The organism is Mycobacterium sp. G7A2 (assembly GCF_041902445.1).
Classification (GTDB): Bacteria; Actinomycetota; Actinomycetes; order Mycobacteriales; family Mycobacteriaceae; genus Mycobacterium.
The window spans coordinates 957,471-972,837 of record NZ_CP169251.1; the positions used below are offsets into that span (position 1 = coordinate 957,471).

Consider the following 15,367-nt stretch of genomic DNA (forward strand, 5'->3'; position numbering starts at 1 on the left):
CCAGTGAGGAGCTGTAAACCATGACTTCCCTTGTCCAAACGCTCATCCTCGGCCTGCTGGTCGGAGCGCTCTACGCGCTGATGGCGTCGGGTCTGACCCTGATCTTCGGGGTCATGCGGGTGATCAACCTCGCCCACGGCGCCTTCGCGGTGCTGGCGGCGTTTCTCACCTTCACCCTGTGGCGCAGCCTGGGCCTGGACCCGCTGCTGTCCATCCCGATCGTGATGGTGGTGATGTTCGGTCTCGGCTGGCTGGTGTACGTGCTGGTGATCCGGCACGTGCGCGGCGCCCACGTCACGATGACCGTGCTGGCCACGTTCGGAATCGCGTTGATGCTCGAGGGAATCATGGGATTCGTCTGGGGCAACACCTCCACCACCGTGGTGGTGTCCTACACCGACGCCTCACTGACGCTGGGCTCCATCTACATCCCGCAAGCCATGCTCATCGCCGCGGTCATCGCGGTCGCGGTGATGGGCGGGCTGTACCTGCTGCTCAACCACACCTGGGCCGGGCGGGCGATCCGGGCCGCATCGTCCAACGAGGGCGGTGCATTACTGGTCGGTGTCAGCGTCGCCACCATCGCCGCACTCACCTTCGCCATCGGGGTCGCCACCCTCGGTGCCGGCGGGGCGATGCTGTCCACCATCTATCCGTTCCTGCCCGGCACGCACTACCAGTGGATCGCCCGTCTGCTGGCCATCGTTGTGCTCGGCGGGCTCGGCAGCCTGCCCGGCGCGATCCTCGGGGCACTCGTGATCGGCGTGGGGGAGATGGCGGCCACCGCCTACATCGGGGCGGCCTGGCCGGTCGCGGTCCCGTTCCTCGTCATCATCGTGGTGCTGATCACCCGGCCCCAGGGCATCCTCGGCACCCGGCTCAGAGAGGACGCGGTCGCATGAGTGATACTGACATGAGAGACAACAGGTCTCGTCTGCTGGATCCCGGACTGCACAAGTGGGTCAGCCGTGCGGTGCTCGTCGCCGCTGGGCTGGTGGTCGTGTTGTTCCCGCTGTCGCCCAGTCTGTCCGCACAGAACATCGTCATCCTGTCGCTGGTGCTGGCCATCGGTGCCAGCGGGCTGAACATCATCACGGGATTCACCGGGTACCTGTCGTTGAGTCAGGGTGCGTTCATCGGGATCGGCGCCTACGTCGGGGCCATCCTGGCCACCAGGTTCCCCGACGTTCAACCGCTGCTGTGGGCGCCGATCGCCGGAGTGGTCGCAGCCGTGGTGGCGATGCTGCTGGGGCTGGTCACCTACCGGTCGCGTGGCCCGGCTTTCGTCATCATCACCGTGGCATTCCTGTTCCTCATCCAGTTCGTCGCCATCGAATGGGTGGGAGTCACCAACGGGACCGCCGGGCTGACCCTGCCGCTGCCGGATTGGCCTGCGGCATGGGGAAACTGGCCATTCCACCTGGCGCTGGTGGTTTTGCTCGGGATGTCGCTGGCGATGACGTGGTGGATTCGGCGCACCAAGTTCGGCATGGGTCTGATCGCGATTCGGGAGGATGAGGGCAAGGCCGGCACCATCGGTGTCAACGCTCCGGTGTACAAATTGCTCGCCTTCGGGCTCAGCGCGCTGTTCGTCGGCATGGCCGGCTCGGTCTACGGGTATTACCTGTCATTCGTCGACCCCATCGGCATGTTCTCGATCATCACCAGCGCGCTGATCGTGCTCGCGGTGATTCTCGGCGGTCGGGGCACCCTGTGGGGACCGGTTCTCGGCGCGTTCATCATCCAGCCGGTCAACATCTACGCCAACCAGGCCTTCGGCGGTGGCAATGCCCGGTTGGTGCTGTTCGGCGGCCTGCTGGTGCTGCTGGTCATCCTGCTGCCCCGGGGGATTCTGCCCACGCTGGCGGCGTACATCGAGAAGGCGCGAACGAAGGGGACGGTGGGCCTGTCCGGCGCCCGGCTGAACCCGCTGGACCGACCCCTGGTGCGGGCCGAGATCCGCAAGCCGGAGCCCACCGGACGCACCCTGCTCGAAGTGCGCGGACTGCACAAGAGTTTCGGCGGCAACCACGCCGTCAACGATTGCAGCTTCACCGTGCCAGAAGGGTCCATCACCGCGCTGATCGGCCCCAACGGTTCGGGAAAGACCACGGTCTTCAACCTGATCTCGGGCACCATGACCCCCGACAGAGGTGAAATCCTGTTGGGCGGGCAGCGCATCGACAACATCTCCCCCTGGTCGCGCGCTCACCACGGCTTGGGTCGCACCTTCCAGATCACCCGGCTGTTCCGCGAGATGACCGTGCTCGAGAACGTGGTGGCTCCGCTGCGCGACTTCTCGGTCGGACAGTTGGGGCTCGGAGCGGTCAGCGGCTCGGAGGCCGCCCGGGCTGAGGAGCTGCTCGACTTCGTCGGGATGGCGGCCTACCGCGACGCGCGCGCCGGGGCGCTGTCCTACGGACAGCAGAAGCTCGTCGAGCTCGCTCAGGTCATGATGCTGGATCCGAAGTTGATCCTGCTCGACGAGCCCGCCGGCGGCATCAACCCGACGCTGATCGAGCGTATGGGCGACTTGATCCGTGAGCTCAACGCCTCCGGCAAGACGTTCCTGCTCGTCGAGCACAACATGCCCTTCGTGGTGAATCTGTGCGACCCGATCCGGGTGCTCGCCCGCGGCGCGGTCATCGCGCAGGGCAGCCCCGAGCAGATCCAGAAGGACCCGCTGGTGCTCGACGCCTATCTGGGTGACGACTACCTGCTGGAAGCGCCGTCGAAGGGTTCGACCGTTCCCGTCGTGGAGAGGAATCCAGCATGATCCGGCTCGAAGGCGTGGTCGCCGGCTACGGCGGCGGGAACGTGCTCCAGGGCGTCGACCTCGAGGTCGGGGCGGGTGACCTGGGCTGCATCGTCGGACCGAACGGCGCCGGAAAGTCCACCGTGTTGCGCGCCGTCAGCGGCATCCTCAAGCCGAGCGCAGGCCGAATCCTGCTGGACGGCAGAGACATCACGGGGATGGCGCCCGCTGAGGTGCTGGGATGCGGCGTCACCCAGGTGCCGCAGAGCAACGGATTGTTCCCGACGCTGACCGTGAAAGAGAACATCCTGATGGGTGCCTACGTCATCCGCAGGAAACGCGCGCTGGTCAGACAGCGCTACGACCAGGTGCTCGACATGTTCCCGCTGGTTCGGGACAAGACCGGGGTGCGGTGCGGCAACCTGTCCGGCGGCCAGCGCCGCATGGTGGAGTTCGCCCGCTCGCTGATGCTCGACCCGAAACTGGTGCTGCTCGACGAACCGTCACTGGGCCTGGATCCCAAGTCGCTCGGCGTGATCGACGAAGCTGTCGCGGTCATGCGCTCAGCCGGCAAAGCCGTGCTGATGGTCGAGCAGAACGTCAGATTCGGTCTGCGGATGGCCTCGTCGGGCATCGTGATGGAAAGCGGCCGGGTGCTGCTCACCGGGCCCGCGGCCACCGTCTTGAACAACCCGGAGATCGCCGATCTCTACTTCGGGGGTGCGGTGCACGCGCCCAGTACCACCGAAACCCCCGCAACCCAGCCCACGGCATAACGAGAGAAGGAAAACGAACATGTCTGCCTCAACTATCAAGATCGGCTGGATCGGTGCAGGCCGTATGGGCGCCCAGCTCGTCACCCGGCTGCTGGATGCCGGCTACGACGTCACCGTCTACAACCGCACCGCGGCCAAGGCGGCCGCGCTGGCCGACAAGGGCGCCAAGGTGGTCACCCAGCCGGTGGACCTGGCCGATCGCGATCTGGTGTTCGCCATGGTGAGCTCCTCGAAGGACCTCGAGCAGGTGATGCTCGGCGACGGCGGGCTGCTGACCGGCCCCCAGTCACCCCGGGTGATCGCCGATTCCTCGACCGTCTCGGCCGAGGCCAGCGCACGCATCCGGGAGGCGGCCAACTCCCGCGGCTGCGACTTCCTGGCGACCCCGGTCAGCGGGAACCCGAAAGTCATTGCCGCAGGCAAACTCACGGTGGCGGTCTCTGGACCGCGCGAGGTGTTCGAGTCGATCGAGCCCGTATTGAGCGTGTTCGGCCGTGGGGTGACCTATGTCGGAGAGGGCGAAGTGGCCCGGCTGGTCAAGATCGCCCACAATCTGATGCTGGGCGTGGTCACCCAATGCCTGGCCGAGATCACCGTACTCGTGGAGAAGGGCGGCGTGAGTCGCGCGGACTTCCTGGCCTTCCTCAACGACTCGGTCATGGGTTCGGTGTTCACGCAGTACAAGTCCCCGGCGTTCGTGAACCTCGACTTCACCCCGACCTTCACCATGGGCCTGTTGCAGAAGGACTTCGACCTCGGCCTGGCAGCCGCCGACGAGCTGAAATCACCGATGCCGATCGCCTCGGCGACCCGCCAGATCATCGCGCAGGCCGCCGGCGCCGGTGTGGGCGTGGAGGAGGATTTCGCCACGCTGCTGCTCGAAGTGGCTCGGGGAGCCGGGGTCGAGCTGAAGTCCGAGGACGTCGCCGTCGACGACGGTCTGAGCCCAGCGGTGCATTCGTGACGGCGTTGGTGGCGCCACCGGTGGCGGTGCGTCCCCTCGGCGCACCTGGCCACATGGGGGTGGACTACGAGCAGCGGGTGGACTTCGCCCGGCTGCGGGACTACCGGATCGGTCGGGCCAAGGCCGCCCTGGAAGCCAGCGGGTGCGGCGCGTTCCTGCTGTTCGACTTCTACAACATCCGCTACACCACGCAGACCTGGATCGGTGGTGCGCTGGGCGACAAGATGATCCGGTACTGCCTGCTCACCCGCGAGGGTGATCCGATCCTGTGGGACTTCGGGTCGGCGGTGCGCCATCACAAGCTGTATTCACCGTGGCTGCCGCAGGAGAACTGGCGGCCGGGGTTCCTCGGGTTCCGCGGCGCGGTGGCACCGGATGCGGGTTTGATGCGCGATGCGGTCACCGAGATCAAGGGCATCCTGGCCGACGCGGGTCTGGCCGGCGCCCCGGTGGGGATGGACATCGTGGAGCCGCCGTTCCTGTTCGAGATGCAGCGTCAGGGGTTGACCGTGGTCGACGCCCAGCAGAGCATGCTCGACGCGCGGGTGATCAAGTCCGCCGACGAGATCATGCTGCTCAATCAGGCCGCGGCCATGGTCGACGGGGTGTACCAGGACATCGTGGACGCGTTGCGGCCCGGCGTGCGGGAGAACGAGATCGTGGCCCTGGCCAACAAGCGGCTCTACGAGATGGGTTCTGATCAGGTCGAGGCAGTCAACGCGATCTCCGGTGAACGGTGCAACCCACACCCGCACAACTTCACCGACCGCATCATCCGTCCGGGTGATCAGGCGTTCTTCGACATCATCCACTCCTACAACGGGTATCGGACCTGCTACTACCGCACCTTCGGGGTCGGCAGCGCCACGCAGAGCCAGCGTGATGCCTACAAGCAGGCCAGGGAGTGGATGGACCGGTCGATCGACGCGATTCGGCCCGGCGTGGGGTCGGATCAGATCGCGCGGCTTCTGCCCAAGGCGGAAGACTTCGGGTTCGACAACGAGATGGCGGCGTTCGGGCTGCAGTTCGCCCACGGCCTGGGTCTCGGTCTGCACGAGCGGCCGATCATCTCCCGGCTGAACTCGCTGGAGAACCCGCTGGAGATCCAGGCCGGCATGGTGTTCGCGATGGAGACCTACGCCCCGGCCTCCGACGGCATCTCCGCGGCCCGCATCGAGGAGGAGGTCGTCGTCACCGACGACGGCCCGGTGATCCTCACCAAGTTCCCCGCCCAGGAACTGTTCGTCGCCAACGAGTACTGACCCCGAACCGGTAGGGACAAGCTCCCGGCCGTCCTCTGCGGACGGCCGGGAGCTTGCCGAGTACTGCGCAACCACCGCAACGATTTTGACAACTCGTCCACGGCCACCTCGTTCTGGAAGTCGAGATCCCACACGTCGACACGGCGGTACGCACCCGATCGAACCGGCGCCGAGGGGCCCTCGCCCCTGGCGCACCCGGTCGCGTCAGGGGTCGTCGGGTCGGGCGCCGGTCAGGGTTGCAGTGATTCGGCCACTGCTGGAGCGAGTCCCGCCAGACTGTCGGTGCCCAGATCGCCGTGGCGCAGATCGAGGGTCTTGAGGAACTTCTGCTGCCCCATGGTCAGCGCGATGAAATAGCCCAACTCGACCAGTTCGGGTTCGGTGAAGTGGGTGTGCAGCTCGGCCCAGACCTCGTCGTCGGCGAGGCCGGGATCCCAGGCGATGGCTTCGGCCCACTTGAGCGCCGCCTTCTCCCGTGCGCCCAGCACGGTCGAGTCACGAAACTCGATGACGTCGTCGAACTCGCGCTCGGTCAGCCCGGCCTCGGCACCCAGGTGGGACCGCTGCCCCGCGCAGTAGCCGCACTCCAGGCTCTTGGCGATGAACACCCGGGCCAGTTCCTTGACCGAATGCTCCAGAACGCCTTCCCGGAACGTCTGCTGCCATGCTGCGGCGAAGGTGCGCAGCACCGCCGGTACGTGGGCGCGGATGGCTTGGCTCTCCAGTCTAGGGGTGCCGTAGGTGCGCGACTCCTCGAGGATCGCGGCCAGATCGGGTTCGGTGACGTTCTCGGGACGGACGTAGCTGATGCGGGGCATGGTCAGGCCTTCCAGACGGTCTTGAGGTTGCAGAATTCGCGGATCCCCGCGGCAGCCAGTTCGCGGCCATAGCCGGAATCCTTGACACCGCCGAAGGGCAGTTCGGGGTAGGAGACCGTCATGCCGTTGAGGAACACCGCACCGGCGTCCAGGTTGGCGATGAACCAATCCTGTTCGGCAGCATCGTTGCTCCATACCGACGAGCTGAGTCCGAAGGTGGTCTGGTTGGCGATGCGCACCGCCTCCTCGCGGTCTGCCACCTTGTACACCGAGGCCACCGGACCGAAGGTCTCCTCCATGACGATCCGCATGTCGTCGTTCAGCCCAGCCAGCACGGTCGGGGGGTAGTACCACCCTGGGCGATCCGGCGCGCTGCCGCCGGTGAGCACCTGCGCGCCCTTGGCCACCGCGTCGTCGACCAGCTCGGCGACGTCGGCGCGGCCGGATTCGGTTGCCAAGGGGCCGACGTCGGTGGCCTCGTCCATCGGATCGCCCAGCGTCAGCGCGTTCATCTTGGCGACGAACTGCTCGACGAACGCGTCGTAGATGTCGGCATGGACGATGAACCGCTTTCCGGCGATGCACGATTGGCCGTTGTTGGAGACGCGTGCCTTGACCGCGACCGTGGCGGCGGCGTCCAGATCGGCGCTGGGCATCACGATGAACGGGTCGGAGCCGCCGAGTTCGAGTACGGCCTTCTTGATCTCGCGGCCCGCGGTGGCTGCCACGGAGCGACCGGCCGGCTCGGAGCCGGTGAGGGTGACGGCCTTGACGCGGCTGTCCTCGAGCACCGCGGCGACCTCGCGCGAGCCGATGAGCAGGGTGCGGAACGAACCGGCCGGGAAGCCACCCTTCTCGAACAGTTCGTCGAGATACAGTGCCGACTGGGGTACGTTCGACGCGTGCTTGAGCAGTCCGGTGTTGCCGGCCATCAGGGCCGGCGCGGCGAAGCGGATCACCTGCCAGAGCGGGTAGTTCCACGGCATGACCGCCAAGACCACGCCGAGGGGTTGCCATACGGTGCCGGCCGCCGATGCCGAGACCGAGGCCGGATCGGCCAGATCCTCGGCCGCCAGGAAGGATTCGGCGTTGTCAGCATAGAACCGGATGTTCTTGGCGCATTTGAGAACCTCGGCCCGGGACTGGGCGATCGGCTTGCCCATCTCGAGCGTGATCATCGCTGCGGCACGTTCGACGTCTGCTTCCAGAATGTCGGCGGTGGCGTGCATCCACTCGGCGCGTTGTGTGTAAGTGGTCCTGCGCAGCGTCTGGGCGGCGTCGAAGGCCTGCGCGATCCGGCGTGCCACCTCGGCACTGTCATGTGCGTCGAAGGTCGCCACGGTCTGCCCAGTGGCCGGATTCACGGTTGCGATCGCCATATCGACTCCTCTTCATCGGTGGTCATGAGAAAACTTCGGGGTGGCGCGCCAATTGGCGCCGGGTGCGACGGATATGGCCCAGCAGAACGCGTTCGGCATCGTCGCTGTCACGCTCGCGGATCGCTGCGACCAGCATGTGGTGCTCGTCGTGGACGATACGGTTGCTCTCGTCGTCGAGCAGCCGGGTGAAGGCACGGCGGTAGTGCTGGGTGGTGTTCCACAGCCGCTGCACCGTCGGTCCCAGGAACGTGGTGCCGGCGCCGGCGTAACTACCCAGATGGAACTCGCGGTCCAGTTCCAGGAAGTGTTCGACATCGGTCGTGCGCGCCATCGTGTCGGCCAGTTCGGCCAGTCGGTCGATCTGGCCCTCGGAGAGCTCGGGCATGCTGTATCGCAACAACAATGGTTCGATCCGTTCGCGGACCTGGTAGAGCTCCACACACTCCTGCATGCTCAGCCGTGCGATCCAGGCACCGGCATTGGCCACCGTGGTCACCAGGCCCTCGGACTCGAGTAGCCGCAGAGCCTCTCGCACCGGCACCCTGCTGGCGCCGTACTGTCCGGCCAGCTCCTCCTGGCGCAGACGGGTGCCGGGCGGATAGGTGCCGCGCAGGATCGCCTCACGGAGTTCGTCGGCCACGCGGGTCCCGGTGATCCCGTCCCGCACGGGTGACTGTGTCATGTCAGCTCGCCGGCTGATTCGGATTCCACAGCAACACTTCGGATTCGGCCTCGTAGGCCTTGCCGCCGGGAAAGCTGACCAGTTCGAATTGCATGCCCCACGGGCTCAGAAAATACACCCAGCGCTGCCCCTCGCTGGCGTTTGCGCTGGCGGTCGGCTCGCCCAGAACGCGGACTCCTTCAGCGCGCAGGTAGTCGACGGCCTCGTCGAGATCGTGGACGTAGAACGCCAGGTGATGTCCGCCGACATCGCTGTTGCGGGGTTGCGGGGCCTGTCCGTCGGCGGGTTCGTAGGAGAACACCTCGAAATTGGCACCGGTGCCGCATCGGTAGAACCGGAGCTCGCGCATCACCGTGCGCGGATGGACGTTGAGGTGCACCTGCATCCAGTCGTCGTCGTGCGCGTACGGGCCCAGCGTGTACACGTGCGTGCAACCCAGAACCCGGACCAGGAAATCGTGGGCCTGCTCCAGGTCGGGCACGGTGAAACCGATGTGGTCGGTACCGACCAGTCCAGGCAGCGACATCGTTGCGGTCCTCCTAAGTGGATCCAATAGTCCCGACCATACGCCTAGATGCGGGATTAATGAAGCGATTTTGGATCGGATGTAGCCAAAGTGGATCCAATAACGTTACTGTTGGGGCGTACGTCACATCTGGCGACAGTGGATGTCCGGTCGATGGAGAAGAGGGCCATGCCAACCGAAAGCCGCCTGGAAACGGGTTCGCCATGGATCGAGCTCGCCACCACCGAAGAAGACTGGAAAGCCGCTGACCCGGTGCTTCTGGGCACGATGCTCGCCGAACTGCACCTGATCCGGGCCTTCGAGGAAACCGTGCTGGAACTCGCGGGCGAGGGCCTGGTGCACGGGCCCGCGCACTCGAGCATCGGGCAGGAGGGCGGCGCCGTTGGATCCATCGTCGGGCTGCGTTCCAGCGATGCGGTCAATGGATCCCACCGCGGCCACCACCAGTTCCTGGCCAAGGCCCTCACTCACGTCGCCGGGGGAGTCATCGACCCCGCGGCGCCGATCACCCCCAAGATCCAGCGGGTGTTGCAGCGCACCCTCGCCGAGATTCTGGGCCTCGCGCAGGGTTACTGCCGCGGCCGCGGGGGATCGATGCACCTGCAGTGGTTCGAAGCCGGGGCGCTGGGCACCAACGCGATCGTCGGTGGCGGGGTGCCGATGGGGGCGGGCAACGCGTGGGCGCAAAAGCACAGCGACACGACGGATCTGACGATCAGCTATTTCGGTGACGGTTCGAGTCAGATCGGGTCGGTGCTGGAAACGATGAACCTGGCGGCCGCCTGGCGGCTGCCGTTCTGCTTCTTCATCGAGAACAACCTGTACGCGGTCTCGACCCGCGTCGACGAGATCACTGCCGACCCGCGTCTGTCGGTGCGCGGCCAGGGTTTCGGGATCCCTGGGTGGCGGGTGGACGGAATGGATCCACTCGCGGTGCACCTGGCCACCGAGCAGGCGGCCGAACGGATGCGCAGCGGCCAGGGGCCCGCGGTGATCGAGGCCGAGGTGTACCGGTTCTTCCACCAGAACGGTCCCTATCCGGGCAGCGCTTTCGGTTACCGCGACAAGACCGAAGAGTCGCAATGGCGCAGCCGCGATCCGCTGGACCGGACGGCCGCCGAGATGATCAAGCTCGGCCACATCGACGAGGACGGCGTGGCCGCACTGCGCAAGCAGTGTCAGCAGGCCATGGCCGAAGCGGTCTCCCACCTTCTCGAACCCGATCCCGGAACCGAGGGCAAGCGGCGGATCCGCCCTGACCTATGGCCGGATCCGGGCTTCGTCAACGTCGGGGTGCGCGGCGACGCCAGCGAATTGGACTCGCTCGAGGTTCTCGAACCCACCAGCTACCAGGGCAACTGGCGGGACACTCGATTCGTCGCTGCGGTGGCGGCGGTGATGGACCGCCGGATGGCGACCGATGAGCGCATCGTCATCTTCGGGGAGGACGTACACCGCCTGGGCGGCGGTACCAACGGTGCGACCAAAGGGCTGGCCAAGTACGGCGAGCATAGGCTGGTGGGAACTCCGATCAGTGAGAACGCCTTCACCGGCCTGGGCGGTGGGCTGGCGCTCGACGGCCGCTTCGTGCCGGTGGTGGAATTCATGTACCCCGACTTCATGTGGGTGGCCGCCGACCAGGTGTTCAACCAGATCGGCAAGGCTCGGCACATGTTCGGCGGCGACAATCCGGTGCCGTTCGTGTTGCGCACCAAAGTGGCGATGGGATCCGGATACGGGTCGCAGCACCTGATGGACCCGGCCGGCATCTTCGCCACCAGTCCCGGCTGGCGGATCGTCGCCCCGTCGACGGCGGCCGATTACGTCGGTCTGATGAACGCGGCCTTGGCGCTGCAGGATCCGGTGCTGGTGATCGAACACGTCGACCTCTATCCGATCGCCGACAAGGTGCCCGACGTCGAGTTGGACTACATCATCCCGCCGGGGCGGGCGGCGATCCGGCGCGCCGGTGCCGACGTCACAGTGATCAGCTACCTGTCGATGGTGGCGCGCTGCGCCGAGGCGATCGAACAGACCGGCCTCGACGCCGAGCTGATCGATTTGCGCTGGCTCGACCGCGCGTCTCTGGATTGGGAGACCATCGAGGCGAGCGTGCGCAAGACGAACGCCGTGCTGATCGTCGAACAGGGGGCGCGGGGCAGTTCCTACGGCGGCTGGCTGGCCGACGAGATCCAGCGCCGACTGTTCGACTGGCTGGACCAGCCCGTCGAGCGGGTCAGCGGTGAGGAGGCCTCGCCGAGCATCTCCAAGGTCCTCGAGCGAGCCGCCATCGCGGGGACCGAGGAGATCGTCGCCGGTCTGGAACGAGTCCGCGTCGGAATGGGGCAGCGCTGATGGCCACCGTGGTGCGGATGCCGGAGGTGTTGGCCAACACCGGTGAGGCGATCATCCAGACGTGGCTGGTGTCGGTCGGACAGCAGATCAGCATCGGTGACCCCATCGCCGAGATCGAGACCGAGAAGGCGGTGGTCGAATACGCCGCCGAGGTCGAGGGCATTCTGGCGCGCCTGATCGCCGAACCGGGAACCACCATCGCTGTGGGTGAGCCGATCGCTGTGGTGGCCGCGCCCGATGAGGACGCTGCAGACCTCGATCCGGCCTCAACCACCCAGGCGGCGGAGCGAAACCCGGACTCGTCGGTCACCGCCGCGTCGCCGCGAGATCCGGAATCCGCTGCGCCGGTGATCGAAACGGTCACCGACGCCCCTGTCAACACCAACGGCCGCCGTCTGTTCGCGACACCTCTGGTGCGCAAGATCGCCCGAGAAAGAGGGATCGACCTCGAGACGCTGACCGGAACCGGGCCGGGCGGCCGCATCGTGCGCCGTGACGTGGAGCGGCTTTCGGCCGGCCAGGCGTCCCCGTCCTCCACCGCGGTGCCGCCGGAGGAGGCGCCCGCGGCCGCCCCGTCTGCGGCCGCTGCGTCAGGCCATGTCGACATCCCCTTGACGGGGATGCGCAAGGCGATCGCGCGTCGTCTCACGGAGAGCAAGACGACGGTGCCGCACTTCTACGTCACCCAGGACTGTCGGGTCGACGCGTTACTCGAGCTGCGGGCGTCGGTCAACGCGGCCGGTACCACCAAGATCTCGGTCAATGACTTCGTGATCAAGGCGGTGGCCGGGGCGATGCTCGAAGTGCCCGAGGCGAACGCGATCTGGAACACCGACTCGATCCGTCGGTTCGACGGTGTCGACATCGCGGTGGCCATCGCCGTCGAGGGTGGTCTGCTCACTCCGGTGCTGCGTGGAGTCGAGACGATGTCCGTGTCGGCGGTCTCGGCGCAGGTGGCCGATCTTGCTGCGCGCGCCCGCACCGGCAAGATCAAGCAACAGGAACTCGAGGGCGGCAGCTTCTCGGTGTCCAACCTCGGCATGTACGGGGTGAACGCATTCTCAGCCATCCTGAACCCGCCCCATTCGGGCATCCTCGCGGTCGGAGCGGCCTCGCAGAAACCCGTGGTGCTCGACGGCGAACTGGCCGTCGGCACCGTGATGACGGTGACCCTGTCGGCCGACCACCGTGTCATCGACGGTGCTGTCGCCGCGCGATGGATGGCGGCGTTCGTCCGGCGGATGGAAAATCCGTTGGCAATCCTGATCTGAGATGCGGAGTCGCCGTACTCAACTGGCGAATTGCCGCATGGTTCGCGTCTCGTGACACATGCCGCTGATCTCGAGAGCGGGCGCGGTGCTCCACACGTCGTGGATGCCCGGGTCGGTTGAGGGTGCGAGTCAGGACACGGTAGTCGACGGTCTACGTGAGGGTCTCGAATCGGGTATCACCCGTCCCGTCCAGTCCCCTCGAATTGACCAAGGACTCACTGCTGCAGGCACAGTTCAGAGTCGCACCAGCGAGAAGGGATAGGTGAACGTGCCGCCCGGCGCCCCGTCGCAGCCTGCGGCGAATGAGGAGTTCAGCGTCCCTTGCAGCGTGGTCGCGTCCCAGGTGTAGACGTCGTGAGTCGCGATGACCGGTCCGTAATAGACGTTGCCGCAACGCAAACCATCCGGGACATCGACAGCCAGCGTGTAGCGACCGTCGATGAGGTGCGCGTTGCCGCTATATTCAAATGCCTTTGCGACGGGCATCGGTATCGCGTCGATGCGTCGACAGTCCGGCACGTCCGGGATGCAGTAGCTCACCGCCCACGTCCAGGTATGAAAGTCGTATCGTCCCTGAACGTTGAGCGAATAGTTGGCGAAGAACGGAGCGGCGTGCGACGGCGATGCCAGGGACACCGGGGCCGCGGCGACGACGAGCAGTACCCAGAACGACGTGCTGACCTTCATTTCATGCCTCCCCGCTGACCTCACCGATCCTGCTGACGCGCCGCCTCACATGTGCGAGCCACCGTCGATGCGTACCTCGGTGCCCGTGATGAAGTAGGCGTCATCGCTGCCCAGCATCGCCACCACGCCGGCCACCGCATCCGGCCGGGCGAAGATCGCGCCTCCGTCGAGTGGCAGCATCGGCGCCACCTTGCCGAACAGGGCGTAGTCCGAGTCCTCGGGCAGGCCCGGACCGACGCTTTGGCGCGAGGACCCGGTGCCATCAGTCATGCCCGACGAGATTGACCCTGGCTGTACGGAATTGAAGCGGATACCCGCCTTTGCGAACTCCATGGCCCAAGAATGTGTCATCGACAACACACCTCCCTTGGAGGCCGCGTAGGCGGCCATATACGGGTGGGCGAATTGCGCCGAGGTGGAGCTGAAGTTCACCACCGCGGCGTGGCGGCCTTCGTGCAGCGCCGCGATGCATTCTCGGGTGACGAGGAACGTCCCGATGAGATTGATACGCAGAACCTGCTCGAAGTCGGCGAGCGTCGTCTGTGCGAGGTGCGCCGAGCGCAGTATTCCGGCGGCATTGACCAACGTGTCCAAGCCACCCAGCGTGTTGAGGGCCTCAGCTACGCCCGCAGCAACGGCATCCTCGTCGCTGATATCCATGACGACAGTCGTCAGGCGGTCGCCATGAGTGCTCGCTTTGATGGAGGTGTCGTCGAGCCCTTCACTACTGATGTCGGCGGCAACGACGTGGCCACCTTCAGCGAGGATGCGCAGCGCGCACGCTTGCCCGATCCCCGATCCGCCGCCGGTGATGAGCACCCGTCGTCCGGCGTAGCGCAGTGGGAGGGACGACTCCGCGGACATAGCGGTCACAACACAGCTCCTGTCGAATTTCTGCGGCATTGATCACCGACTCTGGCATCGGCTGTCTAACTTCACGTGCAATTCGGCCCCATCGTGGCCCGGTTCCCGGTGGATGGGACGCGATGTGTTCTACGTCATGTCGACCTGCCAACGTGTCTCTGGCCGCAACGGCGGAGTTGCAGTTGAGTCATCGATGGAGGTTCTGCGGCACATGGCGAACAAGGCCGCGGACCGCTGGTCCCCGGGGATCCCTTTACTCGGTTCTGGTGTGATGGCGCCGATGCAGGGGGTCGGGGGGCTCCTGTCCATGTCGGCTGATGCCGTGAAGTTCCTCTTCCGGAGGCCGTTCCAGGGCAAGGAGTTCCTGGAGCAGTCCTGGTTCGTTGCTCGCGTCGCCCTCATGCCGACCCTGCTGGTGGCCATTCCGTTCACCGTGCTTGTCAGCTTCACCTTGAACATCTTGTTGCGAGAGTTGGGGGCCGCCGACCTGTCCGGCGCAGGCGCCGCCTTCGGCGCCGTCACCCAGGTCGGGCCGATGGTCACCGTGCTGATCGTTGCGGGAGCAGGAGCGACGGCGATGTGCGCCGATCTGGGTTCGCGCACGATTCGTGAGGAGATCGACGCGCTCGAAGTGCTGGGAATCAACCCGGTTCAGCGTCTGGTCACGCCCCGGATGCTGGCGTCCGGACTGGTCGCCTTGCTGCTCAACAGCTTGGTCGTGATCATCGGAATCCTAGGTGGCTACTTCTTTTCGATCTTCATCCAAGGCGTCAACCCCGGTGCCTTCGCAGCTGGTATCACGTTGTTGACCGGTGTTCCCGAGGTCATCATTTCGTGTGTCAAGGCCGCACTCTTCGGCTTGATCGCAGGTCTCGTCGCGTGCTACCGCGGGTTGAGTATCAGCGGCGGCGGCGCGAAGGCGGTGGGCAACGCCGTCAACGAAACGGTGGTGTACGCCTTCATGGCACTCTTCGTCGTCAACGTCGTGGTGACCGCTATCGGCATCCGAATGACCTCCGGGTAGCCCG

Annotated in this window: 14 protein-coding genes; 8 read left to right on the forward strand and 6 right to left on the reverse strand. The window is 66.0% G+C overall.

Translation table 11 applies throughout. The features are described from left to right. Positions 1-20: 20 nt before the first annotated feature. The 5 genes from ACEWX3_RS04730 to ACEWX3_RS04750 are packed head-to-tail and all read left to right on the forward strand — an operon-like array spanning position 21 to position 5,757. Positions 21-902: a branched-chain amino acid ABC transporter permease gene (locus tag ACEWX3_RS04730; RefSeq protein WP_207066632.1), complete on the forward strand. Its 882-nt coding sequence runs from the start codon at positions 21-23 to the stop codon at positions 900-902. Further along, entirely contained in the window at positions 899-2,776 is a 1,878-nt protein-coding gene (locus ACEWX3_RS04735; protein WP_221354431.1) for a branched-chain amino acid ABC transporter ATP-binding protein/permease, read from the forward strand. Before ACEWX3_RS04730 ends, ACEWX3_RS04735 begins: the two co-directional genes overlap by 4 nt. Beyond that, entirely contained in the window at positions 2,773-3,531 is a 759-nt protein-coding gene (locus tag ACEWX3_RS04740) for an ABC transporter ATP-binding protein (protein WP_221354433.1), read from the forward strand. Before ACEWX3_RS04735 ends, ACEWX3_RS04740 begins: the two co-directional genes overlap by 4 nt. Before the next feature lie 19 nt (positions 3,532-3,550). Continuing rightward, on the forward strand, positions 3,551-4,495 hold the full coding sequence (locus ACEWX3_RS04745) for an NAD(P)-dependent oxidoreductase (protein ID WP_207066635.1): 945 nt from the start codon (positions 3,551-3,553) through the stop codon (positions 4,493-4,495). Continuing rightward, complete coding sequence (locus ACEWX3_RS04750) at positions 4,492-5,757, forward strand: M24 family metallopeptidase (RefSeq protein WP_374158785.1); 1,266 nt, start codon at positions 4,492-4,494, stop codon at positions 5,755-5,757. Before ACEWX3_RS04745 ends, ACEWX3_RS04750 begins: the two co-directional genes overlap by 4 nt. A gap of 230 nt (positions 5,758-5,987) precedes the next feature. Here the strand turns inward: ACEWX3_RS04750 and ACEWX3_RS04755 are convergent, their stop codons facing one another. From ACEWX3_RS04755 to ACEWX3_RS04770, 4 genes are read right to left on the reverse strand one after another with little or no spacing between them, the layout of a single operon-like run. Beyond that, positions 5,988-6,575 (reverse strand): carboxymuconolactone decarboxylase family protein, encoded by a 588-nt coding sequence (locus ACEWX3_RS04755; RefSeq protein WP_374158786.1) that lies wholly within the window; start codon positions 6,573-6,575, stop codon positions 5,988-5,990. 2 nt (positions 6,576-6,577) lie between these two features. After that, a complete protein-coding gene (locus tag ACEWX3_RS04760) occupies positions 6,578-7,954 on the reverse strand; it encodes an NADP-dependent succinic semialdehyde dehydrogenase (RefSeq protein WP_374158787.1) in 1,377 nt (458 codons plus the stop codon). A gap of 22 nt (positions 7,955-7,976) precedes the next feature. Then, a complete protein-coding gene (locus tag ACEWX3_RS04765) occupies positions 7,977-8,636 on the reverse strand; it encodes a GntR family transcriptional regulator (RefSeq protein WP_374158788.1) in 660 nt (219 codons plus the stop codon). Between the two features lies 1 nt (position 8,637). Beyond that, positions 8,638-9,162 carry a VOC family protein gene (locus ACEWX3_RS04770; protein WP_374158789.1) on the reverse strand — a complete coding sequence of 175 codons (525 nt, stop codon included), beginning with the start codon at positions 9,160-9,162 and terminating at the stop codon, positions 8,638-8,640. Positions 9,163-9,330: 168 nt separating this feature from the next. Here ACEWX3_RS04770 and ACEWX3_RS04775 point away from each other — a divergent pair, with 168 nt between their 5' ends. Beyond that, on the forward strand, positions 9,331-11,517 hold the full coding sequence (locus ACEWX3_RS04775) for an alpha-ketoacid dehydrogenase subunit alpha/beta (protein WP_221354445.1): 2,187 nt from the start codon (positions 9,331-9,333) through the stop codon (positions 11,515-11,517). Then, positions 11,517-12,788, forward strand: coding sequence for a dihydrolipoamide acetyltransferase family protein (locus tag ACEWX3_RS04780; RefSeq protein ID WP_374158790.1), 1,272 nt, complete (start codon positions 11,517-11,519; stop codon positions 12,786-12,788). Before ACEWX3_RS04775 ends, ACEWX3_RS04780 begins: the two co-directional genes overlap by 1 nt. Positions 12,789-13,022: 234 nt before the next feature. Here the strand turns inward: ACEWX3_RS04780 and ACEWX3_RS04785 are convergent, their stop codons facing one another. Together ACEWX3_RS04785 and ACEWX3_RS04790 are read right to left on the reverse strand one after the other, a co-directional pair. Then, positions 13,023-13,475 (reverse strand): hypothetical protein, encoded by a 453-nt coding sequence (locus ACEWX3_RS04785; RefSeq protein ID WP_374158791.1) that lies wholly within the window; start codon positions 13,473-13,475, stop codon positions 13,023-13,025. 45 nt (positions 13,476-13,520) lie between these two features. Further along, a complete protein-coding gene (locus ACEWX3_RS04790; RefSeq protein WP_374159783.1) occupies positions 13,521-14,339 on the reverse strand; it encodes an SDR family NAD(P)-dependent oxidoreductase in 819 nt (272 codons plus the stop codon). 211 nt (positions 14,340-14,550) lie between these two features. On the opposite strand from ACEWX3_RS04790, the gene ACEWX3_RS04795 reads away from it, so the two are divergent. Further along, positions 14,551-15,363, forward strand: coding sequence for an MlaE family ABC transporter permease (locus ACEWX3_RS04795; RefSeq protein WP_374158792.1), 813 nt, complete (start codon positions 14,551-14,553; stop codon positions 15,361-15,363). Positions 15,364-15,367: the final 4 nt, after the last annotated feature.

Bases quoted from the DNA above. Each gene is read 5' to 3' on its own strand.
- ACEWX3_RS04785 (WP_374158791.1), bottom strand. From the start codon at position 13,475: ATGAAGGTCAGCACGTCGTTCTGGGTACTGCTCGTCGTCGCCGCGGCC.
- ACEWX3_RS04765 (WP_374158788.1), bottom strand. From the start codon at position 8,636: ATGACACAGTCACCCGTGCGGGACGGGATCACCGGGACCCGCGTGGCC.
- ACEWX3_RS04795 (WP_374158792.1), top strand. From the start codon at position 14,551: ATGGCGAACAAGGCCGCGGACCGCTGGTCCCCGGGGATCCCTTTACTC.
- ACEWX3_RS04770 (WP_374158789.1), bottom strand. From the start codon at position 9,162: ATGTCGCTGCCTGGACTGGTCGGTACCGACCACATCGGTTTCACCGTG.
- ACEWX3_RS04775 (WP_221354445.1), top strand. From the start codon at position 9,331: ATGCCAACCGAAAGCCGCCTGGAAACGGGTTCGCCATGGATCGAGCTC.
- ACEWX3_RS04740 (WP_221354433.1), top strand. From the start codon at position 2,773: ATGATCCGGCTCGAAGGCGTGGTCGCCGGCTACGGCGGCGGGAACGTG.
- ACEWX3_RS04730 (WP_207066632.1), top strand. From the start codon at position 21: ATGACTTCCCTTGTCCAAACGCTCATCCTCGGCCTGCTGGTCGGAGCG.
- ACEWX3_RS04735 (WP_221354431.1), top strand. From the start codon at position 899: ATGAGTGATACTGACATGAGAGACAACAGGTCTCGTCTGCTGGATCCC.
- ACEWX3_RS04790 (WP_374159783.1), bottom strand. From the start codon at position 14,339: ATGTCCGCGGAGTCGTCCCTCCCACTGCGCTACGCCGGACGACGGGTG.
- ACEWX3_RS04745 (WP_207066635.1), top strand. From the start codon at position 3,551: ATGTCTGCCTCAACTATCAAGATCGGCTGGATCGGTGCAGGCCGTATG.
- ACEWX3_RS04760 (WP_374158787.1), bottom strand. From the start codon at position 7,954: ATGGCGATCGCAACCGTGAATCCGGCCACTGGGCAGACCGTGGCGACC.
- ACEWX3_RS04780 (WP_374158790.1), top strand. From the start codon at position 11,517: ATGGCCACCGTGGTGCGGATGCCGGAGGTGTTGGCCAACACCGGTGAG.
- ACEWX3_RS04755 (WP_374158786.1), bottom strand. From the start codon at position 6,575: ATGCCCCGCATCAGCTACGTCCGTCCCGAGAACGTCACCGAACCCGAT.